Here is a 12958-nt window from a genome sequence, read left to right as displayed (position 1 = left end):
GATACGCAGCTGGCGGAGGCGGACGGGAATCGAACCCGCCAGGCCGAGATACTCGGCCTCACCGGTTTTGAAGACCGGGGAGCCCACCAGGACTCAGACGCCTCCGCTGATCAACCTAACCAACGGTGCGATCCTGGGCCGATGTCGGCGCGATAACGACCGGTCGGGGTCGGAAAGGCGCGCCCAGCTCGTGGGTAGCATGGCCGGCGAAGGAGGCCGCGATCATGACGACCGAAACCACGTCGGCGGCCGGCGACCAGCTCCTCCTCGACGCATGACCGGGGTGCGGCTGACCGGCTACGCCCATGGCGGCGGGTGTGCCTGCAAGATCCCGCCGGGTGAACTCGAAGACGCCGTGCGGGGCCTGACCGGGCAGTCCGGGAAGAACGTGCTGGTGGGCCTCGACGACGGTGACGACGCCGCGGCCGTGCTGGTGCGCGACGACCTCGCCGTGCTGTCCACCGCCGACTTCTTCACCCCCGTGGTCGACGACGCCTACGACTGGGGCCGGATCGCCGCCGCCAATGCGCTCTCGGACATCTATGCGATGGGCGGGCGCCCGGTGGTCGCGATCAACCTGGTCGGCTGGCCCCGGGAAACGCTGCCCCTGGAGCTGATGACCGAGGTGCTGCGCGGCGGACTGGCGGTGGCCGAGCAGGCGGGCTGCCCGGTGATCGGCGGCCATTCCATCGACGATCCCGAGCCCAAGTACGGCATGGCGGTCACCGGGGTGGCCGACCCGAACACGTTGCTGCGCAACGACGCCGCACAACCCGGTCTACCGCTCACCTTGACCAAGCCACTGGGCGTGGGGCTGCTCAACAACCGGCACAAGCGCACCGGCGAGGTGTTCGAGGAGGCCATCGCGACGATGGTCGGCCTCAATCGCGACGCCGCCGAAACCGCCGTGAGACTCGGCGTGCGGGCGGCCACCGACGTCACCGGTTTCGGGCTGCTCGGCCATCTGTACAAGATGTGCCGCGCGTCCGGGGTGGGTGCGGTGATCGACCGGTCTGCGGTGCCGTTGCTGGCCGGCGCACCCGAAGCCCTGCGGCAGGGCTACGTCTCCGGCGGCACCCGCCGCAACCTGGACTGGGTACGTCCATACCTGCGCACCGGACCGGGGGTCAGCGAGGACGACCTGCTGCTGCTGGCTGATGCCCAGACCTCCGGGGGCCTGCTGGTGGTCGGAGAGCTGCCCGGCCATCCGGTGATAGGACATACCGTGGCGGGCAGCGGAATTGAGGTGCGATGAGGCCCAACTCTGATAAGTTCCTCGATCACCATGAACCTTTCCCGACGCACTGTGCGCAACTCGTCCCGCGCGGTGGCGCTGAGCGCTGCCGCAGTCATCTCCGCCGCACCGGCATACGCCGATCCGCCGCTGCTCAACGGCGAATACCAGGGCGACGACCAGGAGTTCGCCTGGACGATCGCCACCAGCTGTAGCCCGGCCGACTGCCACGGAACCGTGTCCAGCAATCAGGGCTGGACCAGTCCTATGCACCTGGTCGACGGGCAATGGAAGTTCGATATCACCAAGCCGGACGGGGGGCTCTGCGCGGACGGCAGTTACGCGCCGGCGATCATCCGGATCTCGATCGACCCGGTGTCGCTCGTCGGTGTGGTCACGACCAGCTCCGATGGCGAATGCCCGGGAAGCATCCTGTCCTCCAAGCCGTTTCAGCTACACCAGCTCGGCTGATCCGTTGTCCGGACGCTAGTCCGCCGTCGTGATCGAATCCCCGGTGATGCCCGCCGCCTGTCGCGCCGCCAGCCGGCGCTTCTGCGGCTCGATGGTGTAGCGCGGGTCCTTCGCCGAGGCGATGCCGGCGTCGAACACCCCGAAGCGAGTCAGCGCCGAGGCGCCCAGCAGCGCCAGGCCCGACAGCGCCGCCACCCCGCGGTGGCGCCCGCCCACCAGCGTGCCGACACCGCCGGCTATCGCCAAGCGCTCGCTCCACCGCAGCATCGCCCCGGGGCGGCCCCGGTGCAGCGGCTCGGCGGCGATCGGGTCCATCCGGTGCACCATGGCCCGAGTGGCGATGACGTCGCCGAACACCCCGAGCACGGCCAGTCGCCGAGCCGGGCCGGCCTCGCGCACCGGGGTGGTCAGCATGGCCAAGCCGCCCGAGGCCAGGCTCGCCGAGCCGGCGAACACGAACGGCAGGTCGCGGTGGGCGTCGTGCCAGGTCGGGGTGGCGGTATCGCCCAGCAGCACCGCGGTGTAGACCGCCAGCGGCGCCGCGAACACCGCGGCCTCCAATCCGGCCGGCCCCTCGGCGGCCTGCAGCACCCCACGCAGCGGGCCCAGGGGTAGACGGTGGCCGGTCAGGCGATCCACCTCGGCGGCCGCCGCCACCGACATGCCCGCACCGAACCCCGACAGGATCCACGAGCCCAGGCTCATCGGTGAGGTCAGTTTGATGGTGCGCAGCATGTTGACGAAGCGCTCGGGACGGCCGAGGTCGCTGATCAGGGCCGCTGCGCTCAGCACGATCGCGACCAGCGCCGCCAGGCGAGAATTGCGCCGCAACACTTTTCGGCCGGTCAGCTGGGCGCCCGCGGCCAACAGGCCGGAGCCGCCCGCCAGGCCCCCCAGGAACAGATACGCAGCGATCTCGTGTGACCACGGTGCGGGTTTGACCACCGGGCGGCCGTAGTAGGAGCTGAACTGCACGTCGGGGACCATCGGCATCTCGCGGCCGCCGTCATCACCGCCACGGCGCCGGCGCTTACCGCCACCGCGGCGGGGGTCATCGGACGCGGTGCTCATGAGCGTCCCCAGAAGGCGACGGCCGCGGCGGCGAGCATGCCGCCCGCGGCCAGTGCGGCGCGCTTGAACATCGTCGGCAGGTCGGCGGTGCCCACCCGCGGGTCGGGCGGCAGCCCATAGACCTCCGGCTCGTCGAGCAGCAGGAAGACCGAGCCGGTGCCACCGACACCGTCATGCTCATTGGCGCCGTAGAGCCGGGCTTCGGTGCGGCCCTGGGCGTGCAAGTGGGCCACCCGTTCGCGGGCCCGCTGCACCATGGCGTCGTGATCTCCGAACCGGATGGACTGGGTGGGGCAGGTCTGCGCGCAGGCCGGCGCCTGGTTCTCGACCAGCCGGTCGTAGCAGAGCGTGCACTTCTGGGCGATACCGCTGTTGGGCACCGGTTGCGGGCCGCGGCCGGTCTTGGGTGCGGCGGTACCGTCGGTGCGACGCTCGATCACGCCGAACGGGCACGCGGGCACGCAGTTGCCGCAGCCGTTACAGATGTCGGCCTGCACCACCACCGTGCCGAACTCTGTGCGGAACAGCGAACCGGTCGGGCACACGTCCAGACACCCCGCGTGTGTGCAGTGTTTGCAGACATCCGAGGCCATCAGCCAGCGGAACTGGTCGGTGTCAGGCGGAGCGATATCCGCGGTGTCGTCCGGAATCTTCGGGATCCCCAGACTGATCAGCTGCCGCCCGGATTCGCGGGCCTCTTCGATGCGGTCACGGCTCTGCTCGATGAACGCCACATGCCGCCAGGTGCTGGCGCCCAGCGCGCCGGTGTTGTCGTAAGACGACCCGAGCAACTCCAGCGGGCCGTCGGCCGGGTTGTGGTTCCACTCCTTGCACGCCACCTCGCAGGCTTTGCAGCCGATACAGATCGACGTGTCGGTGAAGAAACCCTGGCGTGGTTGTTGGGTCGACCAGCCGGCGTCCGCGGCGGGGTCGGTCGGTCCGGACAGTTGGCCCATCAGCTCCGCCCTTCCGGCTCGATTGCGGCATTGCCGGTCTCCGGTGTTGCGCCGGAACGGCTTTGATACTCCGAGATCAGCCGGAGCAGGGCGTCGCCGCGCGGCCGCCGGCCCGGCTGAATATCGCACGCACCGGCTTTGGATTCCTGAATCTGCACGTTGGGATCCAGGGTGACCCCGAGCAGATCGTTGGCGGCGTCGCCACTGACCACGGCGTCACCGCCGACCCCCCAGTGGTAGGGCAGCCCGATCTGGTGCACCGTATGGCCGCCCACGATCAGTGGTGTCATCCGGTCGGTCACCAGCACCCGGGCCTCGATGGCCGCCCGCGGCGAGATGATGGTGGCCCAGCCGAAGTTCTCCAGCCCCCGCTCGGCGGCCAGCGCGGGGGAGACCTCACAGAACATCTCCGGCTGCAGTTCTGCCAGGTACGGCAGCCAGCGGCTCATGCCGCCCGCGGTGTGATGCTCGGTGAGCCGGTAGGTGGTGAACACGTAGGGGTAGACGTCGGCGCCCGGCTCTCCGGCGCTGGGTGCCGAAAGATTGTCCTTGCGGGGGAACGTGATTCGGGCGGGGTTGCGCTGCTGGCGATAGACGGCGTTGGCGACAGGCGACTCCTGCGGCTCATAGTGGGTGGGCAGCGGCCCGTCCACCACACCTTTGGGTGCGAACAGCCACCCCTTGCCGTCGGATTGCATGACGAACGGGTCGTCGCCGGCCAACGCATCCGGACCGCCCAACGCCGGATCCGGCCGGGCTCCCGGCGCACGGTCGATCACGAAGTCCGGCACGTCATGTCCCACCCATCGGCGCTGTTGTTCGTCCCACCAGATATAGCGCTTGCGTTCGCTCCAGGGCACGCCGTCCGGGTCCGCCGAGGCACGGTTGTAGAGAATCCGCCTGTCGGCGGGCCAGGCCCAGCCCCACCCGGACTGGTTGGGGCTCGTCCCGCCGTGCGGCGCCCGGCGGGCGGCCTGGTTGACGCCGCCGGCGTACACCCCCGAGTAGATCCAGCAGCCGCCGGCGGTGGATCCATCGTCACGCAGCTCGGTGAATGATGACAGCGGTGTGCCTGCGTCCTCGCCGGTGAGCTGATGACCGTTGATCTCGGCCAACACGAACTCCGCATCGGGGTCGCCGTGCTCATCGAGCGGGTAGTCCCAGACCAGATCCAGCAGCGGGCGGTCGCGCGGATCGGTGGACCCGGCGAGGCGCTCGCGAATTCGGTTGCCCAACTTGACGAAGAACTCCAGATCGCTGATGCAGTCGCCGGGTGGGGCGACGGCCTGATGGCGCCATTGCAGCAGCCGCTGGGTCTGCGTGAACGTTCCGGCCTTCTCCACGTGACTGGCCGCGGGCAGGAAGAACACCTCGGTCTCGTTGTCCTGCGTGCTCAGTTCACCGGAGGCGATCTCCGGGCCGTCTTTCCACCAGGTGGCCGACTCGATCAGGTTCAGGTCCCGTACCACCAGCCACTTCAGGTGCGACATGCCCAACCGTTGTTGGCGGCCGTTGGCCGATCCGACGGCCGGGTTCTGGCCGAGCAGGAAGTAACCCTCCACCTCATCGTTCAGCATCCCCGTCACCGCCTGATACGTGCCGTGCGGCCCGGTCAGGCGGGGCAGGTAGTGATAGGCCCAGTCGTTGTCGGCGGTAGCGGCGTCGCCCCACCACGCCTTGAGCAGGCTGATCAGATACGCGTCGGCGTTGGCCCAATAGCCCTTCTGACTCTTCGCGCTGACCCGGTCCAGGTAATCGCGCAGGGTGTCGTCGCGCCCGGCCTTGGGCATCGGCAGATAGCCGGGCAGCAAGTCATAGAGCGTGGGGATGTCCGTGGAGCCCTGAATGCTGGCGTGCCCGCGCAGGGCCATGATCCCGCCGCCGGGCCGGCCCACGTTGCCCAGCAGCAGCTGCAGGATCGCCGCGGTGCGGATGTACTGCGCGCCCAGCGTGTGCTGCGTCCAACCCACTGCGTAGGCGAAACATGTGGTGCGTTCGCGCCCCGAGTTGGCCGTGACCGCGCGCGCCAGGTACTCGAACGTCACGGTGTCGATACCGCAGACGTCCCGAACCATCTCCGGCGTGTAGCGCGCGAAGTGCCGCTTGAGGATCTGGAAAACCGTGCGCGGGTGCTGCAGCGTTTCGTCGCGCTGCACGCGGGCGTGCTCCAGCGGCGCCCCGGCAGCGCCGAGCGTCTCACCGGCCGAGCGCGCCGACGCGCTGACGCCGTGCTCGTGCCCGCCACCGGGCGAGCCGATGTCCGCCCCGGCTTCTCGACTCTGATACGCCCAACTCGACGGGTCGTACTGCCCGGTCTGCGGATCGAAGCCGGAGAACAGCCCGCCCAAGTCCTCGGTGTCGCGGAAGTCCTCGCTGACCAGAGTCGCGGCGTTGGTGTAGGCGAGCACGTATTCACGGAACCACAGGTCGTGGGTGAGCACATGGTTGATCAACGCACCCAACAGCACCACGTCGGAGCCTGCCCGGATCGGAATGTGCTTGTCGCACACCGCCGAGGTGCGGGTGAAACGTGGGTCGACGTGAATCACCACCGCGCCGCGGGCTTTGGCCTCCTCCACCCACTGGAACCCCACCGGGTGGCACTCGGCCATGTTCGAGCCCTGGATGACGATGCAGTCGGCATTCGCCAGGTCTTGCAGAGTTTGCGTCGCTCCGCCGCGACCGAAGGAGGCTCCCAGACCGGGAACCGTGGCGGAGTGTCAAATACGAGCTTGGTTGTCGACCTGTATCACGCCGGCGGCGGTGAAGAGCTTCTTGATGACGTAGTTCTCTTCATTGTCCAGTGTCGCTCCGCCCAGCGAGGCGATGCCCATGGTGCGCCGCAGGGGCCGCCCGTCGGCGTCGTGGTCCTGCCACCCGTTGCGCCGCGAGGCGATGAACCGCTCGGCGACCATGTCGATGGCGGTGTCGAGCTCCAGCGGCTGCCAATCCGTGGCACGGGGCGCCCGGTAGAGCACCCGGATCTGCCGCCCGGGTGAATTGACCAACTGTTCGCTGGCCGATCCTTTCGGGCACAGTCGCCCACGCGAGATCGGCGAATGAGGATCGCCCTCGATCTGCACGACCTTCTCGTCTTTGACGTAGACGCGCTGGCCGCACCCGACCGCGCAATAGGGGCAGACACTGCTCACCACCCGGTCGGCGGTGGCGGTTCGCGGCGCGACGGCACGGGTTTGTTCGGAGGTGACCGCCGGTCCGCGGCCGAACACGTCGCCGGTGCGCAGTTGCCGGATTACCGGCCACTCCAGGAATTTTCGCTGAACCATGCCCTGCAGCGTAGTCCGGTGACTCCCCCGGGAGCGGTGTTTGCGCGGCAACCGGACACGGGCAGAACCCGACCGGCGATGATGGAGCGATGAGTCGGATAACGCAGCGTCGGCGGGTCAGCCGCCTCGTCGCAGGGGATGCGACCCAGCGGCCCGAGACGCTGGCGGTGGAGGAACCGCTGGAGATCCGGCTGGGCGGGGTGCCGCTCACCGTCACGATGCGCACGCCTGGATCCGATGTCGAGCTGGCGCAGGGCTTTCTGCTCTCCGAGGGAATCATCACCGGGCGTGACGACGTGGTGAGCGCGCGTTTCTGCGGCGAGCCCGAGACCGCCAACACCTACAACGTGCTGGATGTGACGCTGGCGCCGAACGTGCCGGCGCCCGCGGTGAACATCTCCCGGAACTTCTACGCCACCTCGTCGTGCGGTATCTGTGGCAAGGCCTCGCTGGATGCGGTACGGCTCGCCAGCCGCTATCACCCGGGGGAGGATCCGGTCGGTGTCTCCGCGGCGGCGCTGACCGCGATGCCCGATCAGCTGCGCGCCGCGCAGGACGTTTTCGCCAGCACCGGCGGCCTGCATGCCGCGGCACTGTTCGACGTCACCGACGGCGGCACCATGCTGGTGGTGCGCGAGGACATCGGCCGGCACAACGCCGTCGACAAGGTGCTCGGCTGGGCACTGGAGCGCCGGCGGATACCGCTGTCGGGAACGGTGCTGTTGGTCAGCGGGCGCGCCTCGTTCGAGCTCACCCAGAAGGCGGTGATGGCCGGGGTGCCGGTCCTGGCCGCGGTCTCCGCGCCGTCGTCGTTGGCGGTCGACCTGGCCGTCGAATGCGGGCTGACGCTGGTCGCGTTTCTTCGCGGTGACTCGATGAATATCTACAGCCGGGCCGACCGCGTCATCGGCTGAGCCGGCGCAATCACGAAGTTAATCCGTATCCGCGGCCCTGGAACCAATTAAAAGTTCGTAGGGCGAGGTAACTGCCGTAGGGTTGAGCCTCAGTTATTGACCTGACTGACTTCGCTGACGTTCTCGTCCGGAAGTGCTGGAGTCGCTCTCAACGATCCGAGCGACGGGCGGTCGTGGCCGCTATGGAACCCGGACGGCGGGGCCCGCGACTAATCGATAGGTGAGAGGAGTGCGGCGATGAGTTTGTTGGATGCGCATATTCCGCAGTTGGTGGCGTCGGAGTCGGCGTTTGGCGCCAAGGCGGCGTTGATGCGGTCGACGATGGCGCAGGCTGAGCAGGCGGCGATGTCGGCGCAGGCGTTTCACGTGGGTGAGGCGGCTGCGGCGTTTCAGGGGTCGCATGCGCGGTTTGTGGCGATGGCGGCGCGGGTGAATGCGTTGCTGGATATGGCGCAGGCGAATCTGGCGGATGCCGGTTCGACGTATGTGGCGGCTGATGCGGCTGCGGCGTCTGGGTACACCGGGGTTTAGGGAGGGTTTGTCTGATGTCGCAGATTATGTACAACTACCCGGCGATGTTGGCCCATGCGGCTGAGATGAACGGGTATGCGGGCACGTTGCAGGCTGTGGGTGCTGACATTGCCAGTGAGCAGGCGGCGTTGTCGGCGGCGTGGCAGGGCGATACGGGTATGACGTATCAGGCGTGGCAGGCGCAGTGGAACCAGGCGATGGAGGAGTTGGTGCGGGCCTATCACGCGATGGCCACCACGCACGAGACCAACACCTTGATGATGAACGCGCGCGACACCGCCGAAGCCGCCAAGTGGGGCTGAGGGGGCGCATGCCCCGGCGTGGCAACGCTGTCTCCGTCGGCATTCTTCGGGCGGTCCACGGTGCGCGCCCCTGCGGAGGGTCCGTGCAATGCCCCTGATGCGTAATGAGGGTGACAGCTGGGACATCACCACAAGCGTCGGTTCGACGGCTTTGTTCGTGGCCACCGCCCGGGCGCTGGAGGCAGCCAAACCCGAGCCCGCGGCAGTCGATCCCTATGCGGAGCTGTTCTGCCGGGCCGTCGGCGGGAACTGGGCGGCCGTACTCAACGGCGACCTTCCCGACCATGAGCTGCTCTCCGACGATTTCGGGCAGCACTTCGTCAACTACCAGGGAGCGCGCACCCGGTACTTCGACGAATACTTCAGCGGTGTCGTAGCGGCCGGCGTGCGCCAGGTGGTGATTCTGGCGGCCGGGCTGGACTCGCGTGCCTTCCGGCTGACTTGGCCGGCCGCAACGACGATCTTCGAGCTGGACCAACCGCAAGTGCTCGGCTTCAAAAGCTACGTGTTGTCGCAGCGTGGCATCCGACCCACGGCCGAGCGGCGCGAGGTTGCGGTCGACCTGCGTGAGGATTGGCCCCAGGCGCTGCGTGACGCCGGCTTCGACCCGAACCGGCCCTCGGCCTGGATCGCCGAGGGCCTATTGATCTACCTCCCCGCTGTTGCTCAGGAGCAGCTGTTCGCCGGTATCGACGGCCTGGCCGCCTCGGGCAGCCACGTCGCGATTGAAGACGGCGCCCCCATGCCCCAGGACGTGTATGAGGCCGCCGTTGCGGCCGAGGTCGAGGCAGGCGACGACACCCGCATCTTCCATCGACTGGTCTACAACGAGCAGCATGCTCCCGCTGGTGAGTGGTTCGGGGCGCACGGCTGGACCCCGGCGGTGACGCCCTTGGCCGATTGCCTGCACCAGTTGGGCCGCCCGGTTCCCGGGCCGGACACCCCAGCCGGTCAGATGATCCGGCGCAACTCGTTGATGTGGGCGGTTAAGGGTTAGGAGCGGTGGCCACGGCCGCCGAGAACCGCTGTAGAAGGCGGATCCCGCATGCGGTAGCGTGCCAAGAAATCGAAAATGATTTTCAATAAGGAGTCGGTGATGGGTTGGAGTGGCGTCGGTGTGCCAACGTCCTGGTCGGGGGCCGGAAAGGTGCCCGCGGGAGTGACGGATGTCGCCCGTCGATCGTCACGATCGATCTCGACAGTTAGCTTATGCAATGCTAACTTCAGCCGGGTTGGTTCAGTCAAAAATGGTGAAGGGGCGAGCCACGCATGAAGAACGGTGATGCGGCGCTGCTCACCCCGCAACCGCGCGTAGACGAGGAAACGATCAGCCGGTTCGCCACCTGCTGCCGGGCCCTCGGTATCGAGGTTTACCAGCGGAAACGTCCCGCCGACCTGACGGCGGCGCGTGCCGGCTTCGCGGCGCTCACACGGGTGGCGCACGAGCAGTGCGATGCCTGGATCGGCCTGGCTGCCGCCGGCGATCAGTCACCGCGGGTGCTGGCCGCCATCTCGCAGACCGCCGCCAGTGCCGGCACCCTGCAGCGGCGCCTGGATCTGCAGCAGGGCGCGCTCGGGTTCCACTACGACACCGGCCTGTACCTGAAGTTGCGTGCCACCGAAGCCGACGACTTCCACCTTGCCCATGCCGCCCAGCTGGCGATGGCCGGCCGGTGCGCCGAGGCCAACGCGGTGGTCGCCGAGATCGCGCAGCGTCGTCCCGATTGGAACGACGTTCGCTGGATGGCGATCGCGGTGAACCACCACGCCGGGCGCTGGTCGGACATGGTCAAGCTGCTGACGCCGATCGTCAACGACCCCGATCGCGACGAGCTGTTCAGCCACGCGGCAAAGATCGCCCTGGGGATTGCCCTGGCGCGTCTGGGTATGTACGCGCCGGCGTTGTCCTACCTGGAGGAGCCGGAAGGCCCGATCGCGGTCGCCGCCACCGACGGGGCTCTGGCCAAGGGCCTGATTCTGCGGGCTCAAGACGATGAGGAAGCCGCAGCCGAAGTGCTGCAGGACCTTTACGCCGCCAACCCCGAGAACGAGCAGGTTCAGCAGGCATTGTTGGACCACAGTTTCGGCATCGTCACGACCACCGCGGCTCGTATCGACGCGCGAACCGACCCCTGGGATCCGGCCACCGAGCCCGGCGCCGATGACTTCGTCGACCCGTCCGCTCATGAGCGCAAGGCGGAGTTGCTGGCCGAAGCCGAGCGCGAACTCGGTGAGTTCATCGGCCTGTCCGAGGTCAAGGACCAGGTGCAGCGGCTCAAGAGCTCGGTGGCGATGGCGATTCGCCGTGAGCAGCATGGGCTGGCCGTGGCCCAGCGTGCCCACCACTTGGTCTTCGCCGGGCCTCCCGGGACGGGTAAGACCACCATCGCCCGAGTGGTGGCCAAGATCTACTGCGGCCTGGGCCTGCTGAAGAAAGAGAACATCAAAGAGGTGCACCGCGCCGACCTGATCGGTCAGCACATCGGTGAGACCGAGGCCAAGACCAACGCGATCATCGACAGTGCGCTCGATGGTGTGCTGTTCCTCGACGAGGCGTACGCGTTGGTGGCCACCGGCGCCAAGAACGACTTCGGGCTGGTGGCCATCGACACCCTGCTGGCGCGGATGGAGAACGACCGTGACCGGCTGGTGGTGATCATCGCCGGCTATCGGGCGGACCTGGACCGGTTCCTGGACACCAACGAAGGTCTGCGCTCGCGTTTCACCCGCAGCATCGAATTCCCGTCCTACCAGCCCTCGGAGCTGGTTGAGATCGCCAACAAGATGGCCGAACAGCGCGACAGCCGATTCGAGCAGACCGCACTCGAAGAGATGGAAGCGCTGTTCACTCAGCTGGCCGAGGCGTCGCATCCCGACGCCAACGGCGTAGCCCGTCGCAGCCTGGACATCGCCGGCAATGGCCGGTTCGTGCGAAACCTCGTCGAACGCTCCGAGGAGGAGCGCGAATTCCGGCTTGACCACTCTGAGCAGGCGGGCACCGAGGCATTCACTGATGAGGAGCTCATGACCATCACGACCGAAGACGTTCGTAACTCGGTGACGCCGTTGCTGCGTGGCCTGGGCCTGGAGGCCAAGGCATGAGCGCGGCCCCCTCCGATCGATCCGACGACGAGCGGCGCTCGTTCGCGTCGCGGACCCCGGTCAACGAGAACCCGGATCGGGTCGAGTACCGGCGCGGTTTTGTCACCAAGCATCAGGTCAGCGGCTGGCGATTCGTCATGCGGCGCATCGCTTCCGGCGTAGCCCTGCACGACACCCGGATGCTCGTGGAACCGCTGCGCTCCCAAGCGCGTGCAGTGCTGATGGGTCTGCTGGTGCTGGCCACCGTCGCGGGCGGCTGCTTCGTATTCACCCTGATCTGGCCCAACAGCGCGGCCAATGATGACCCGGTGCTGGCTGATCGCTCCACGTCGGCGCTGTATGTGCGCGTGGGTGACCAGCTGCACCCGGTGCTGAACCTGACCTCCGCCCGGCTGATCGCCGGCCGGCCGGTCAACCCGACCATGGTGAAAAGCACGGCGCTGGACAAGTTCGCCCGAGGCAACCTGATCGGTATTCCCGGAGCCCCGGAGCGCATGGTGCAGAGCAGTGCCCGTGACGCTGAGTGGACCGCATGCGACTCGGTGTCCGGCAGTGCCGCCGGCGTCACCGTGATCGCGGGGCCGTTGGACCACAGCGGATCCCGTGCCGCTGCACTCGATGCGCAGGAGGCGGTGCTGGTCGACAACGGCGCGGGTGCGTGGTTGTTGTGGGACGGCAAGCGCAGCCGGATCGACCTGGACGATCGCGCCATCACCGGTGCACTGGGCCTGAGCGAGCGGGGCTCGGCGGTGCCCACCCCGCGTTCGATCGCGACCGGACTGTTCAACGTGATTCCGGAGGCGCCGGCTTTGGTGGCGCCGCTGATCCCCGGTGCCGGTGCCAAGCCGGCGTACGACCTGCGTGTGCCCGCACCGGTGGGTGCTGTCGTGGCGGCGCATGACCTCGATACCGATTCTGATGGTGCGTTGCGTTATTACGCGGTGTTGGAGGATGGTTTGCAGCCGGTTTCTTCGGTGTTGGCGGCGGTGTTGCGGAATTCGGATTCGCAGGGTTTGGAGCGGCCGCCGGTGTTGGGTGCTGATGATGTGGCGCGGTTGCCGGTGTCGCGGCAGTTGGATGTGTCGGTGTT

General features: G+C 67.9%; 11 protein-coding genes and 1 tRNA gene. 8 read left to right on the top strand and 4 right to left on the bottom strand.

All coding sequences use genetic code 11. The features are described from left to right. Nucleotides 1-10: 10 nt before the first annotated feature. Nucleotides 11-105 (bottom strand) — tRNA-Sec (locus tag AWC18_RS12900). Nucleotides 106-274: 169 nt separating this feature from the next. Between AWC18_RS12900 and selD the strand changes: the two genes are divergently transcribed. Together selD and AWC18_RS12890 are read left to right on the top strand one after the other, a co-directional pair. Continuing rightward, complete coding sequence (gene selD, locus AWC18_RS12895; RefSeq protein ID WP_085138985.1) at nucleotides 275-1255, top strand: selenide, water dikinase SelD; 981 nt, start codon at nucleotides 275-277, stop codon at nucleotides 1253-1255. A gap of 30 nt (nucleotides 1256-1285) precedes the next feature. After that, nucleotides 1286-1705, top strand: a complete 420-nt coding sequence (locus AWC18_RS12890; protein ID WP_133054994.1) for a hypothetical protein — start codon at nucleotides 1286-1288, stop codon at nucleotides 1703-1705. A 15-nt stretch (nucleotides 1706-1720) separates the two neighbouring features. On the opposite strand, the gene nrfD is transcribed toward AWC18_RS12890, so the two are convergent. Genes nrfD through fdh form a run of 3 tightly spaced genes read right to left on the bottom strand, consistent with a single transcriptional unit; the run spans nucleotide 1721 to nucleotide 7019 of the window. Further along, nucleotides 1721-2776, bottom strand: coding sequence for an NrfD/PsrC family molybdoenzyme membrane anchor subunit (nrfD, locus tag AWC18_RS12885; RefSeq protein ID WP_085138983.1), 1056 nt, complete (start codon nucleotides 2774-2776; stop codon nucleotides 1721-1723). Continuing rightward, entirely contained in the window at nucleotides 2773-3732 is a 960-nt protein-coding gene (locus tag AWC18_RS12880) for a 4Fe-4S dicluster domain-containing protein (RefSeq protein ID WP_085138982.1), read from the bottom strand. The genes nrfD and AWC18_RS12880 overlap by 4 nt, the downstream gene beginning before the upstream one ends. Next, nucleotides 3732-7019 carry a formate dehydrogenase gene (gene fdh, locus AWC18_RS12875; protein ID WP_234806519.1) on the bottom strand — a complete coding sequence of 1096 codons (3288 nt, stop codon included), beginning with the start codon at nucleotides 7017-7019 and terminating at the stop codon, nucleotides 3732-3734. The genes AWC18_RS12880 and fdh overlap by 1 nt, the downstream gene beginning before the upstream one ends. 89 nt (nucleotides 7020-7108) lie before the next feature. On the opposite strand from fdh, the gene fdhD reads away from it, so the two are divergent. The 6 genes from fdhD to eccB form a co-directional block, all read left to right on the top strand. Beyond that, nucleotides 7109-7933 carry a formate dehydrogenase accessory sulfurtransferase FdhD gene (fdhD, locus tag AWC18_RS12865; protein ID WP_064997370.1) on the top strand — a complete coding sequence of 275 codons (825 nt, stop codon included), beginning with the start codon at nucleotides 7109-7111 and terminating at the stop codon, nucleotides 7931-7933. Nucleotides 7934-8170: 237 nt separating this feature from the next. After that, entirely contained in the window at nucleotides 8171-8464 is a 294-nt protein-coding gene (locus tag AWC18_RS12860) for a type VII secretion protein EsxS (RefSeq protein WP_064997369.1), read from the top strand. A gap of 14 nt (nucleotides 8465-8478) precedes the next feature. Next, nucleotides 8479-8766 (top strand): WXG100 family type VII secretion target, encoded by a 288-nt coding sequence (locus AWC18_RS12855; RefSeq protein ID WP_019738935.1) that lies wholly within the window; start codon nucleotides 8479-8481, stop codon nucleotides 8764-8766. Nucleotides 8767-8863: 97 nt separating this feature from the next. Then, on the top strand, nucleotides 8864-9763 hold the full coding sequence (locus tag AWC18_RS12850; RefSeq protein ID WP_085139085.1) for a class I SAM-dependent methyltransferase: 900 nt from the start codon (nucleotides 8864-8866) through the stop codon (nucleotides 9761-9763). 272 nt (nucleotides 9764-10035) lie between these two features. Further along, complete coding sequence (gene eccA, locus AWC18_RS12845; RefSeq protein ID WP_085138980.1) at nucleotides 10036-11868, top strand: type VII secretion AAA-ATPase EccA; 1833 nt, start codon at nucleotides 10036-10038, stop codon at nucleotides 11866-11868. Continuing rightward, a partial coding sequence (gene eccB, locus AWC18_RS12840; RefSeq protein WP_109560075.1) for a type VII secretion protein EccB occupies nucleotides 11865-12958 on the top strand: 1094 nt, incomplete at its 3' end. The genes eccA and eccB, both read left to right, overlap by 4 nt.

Source organism: Mycolicibacter nonchromogenicus (genome assembly GCF_002101775.1).
In the GTDB taxonomy this organism is placed as follows: Bacteria; Actinomycetota; Actinomycetes; order Mycobacteriales; family Mycobacteriaceae; genus Mycobacterium; species Mycobacterium nonchromogenicum.
This window is presented reverse-complemented; position numbering and strand designations above follow the sequence as displayed.

What these genes read in the sequence shown, in the direction of transcription:
- selD (WP_085138985.1), top strand. Translation starts at nt 275, where the DNA reads ATGACCGGGGTGCGGCTGACCGGCTACGCCCATGGCGGCGGGTGTGCC.
- AWC18_RS12890 (WP_133054994.1), top strand. Translation starts at nt 1,286, where the DNA reads ATGAACCTTTCCCGACGCACTGTGCGCAACTCGTCCCGCGCGGTGGCG.
- nrfD (WP_085138983.1), bottom strand. Translation starts at nt 2,776, where the DNA reads ATGAGCACCGCGTCCGATGACCCCCGCCGCGGTGGCGGTAAGCGCCGG.
- AWC18_RS12880 (WP_085138982.1), bottom strand. Translation starts at nt 3,732, where the DNA reads ATGGGCCAACTGTCCGGACCGACCGACCCCGCCGCGGACGCCGGCTGG.
- fdhD (WP_064997370.1), top strand. Translation starts at nt 7,109, where the DNA reads ATGAGTCGGATAACGCAGCGTCGGCGGGTCAGCCGCCTCGTCGCAGGG.
- AWC18_RS12860 (WP_064997369.1), top strand. Translation starts at nt 8,171, where the DNA reads ATGAGTTTGTTGGATGCGCATATTCCGCAGTTGGTGGCGTCGGAGTCG.
- AWC18_RS12855 (WP_019738935.1), top strand. Translation starts at nt 8,479, where the DNA reads ATGTCGCAGATTATGTACAACTACCCGGCGATGTTGGCCCATGCGGCT.
- AWC18_RS12850 (WP_085139085.1), top strand. Translation starts at nt 8,864, where the DNA reads ATGCGTAATGAGGGTGACAGCTGGGACATCACCACAAGCGTCGGTTCG.
- eccA (WP_085138980.1), top strand. Translation starts at nt 10,036, where the DNA reads ATGAAGAACGGTGATGCGGCGCTGCTCACCCCGCAACCGCGCGTAGAC.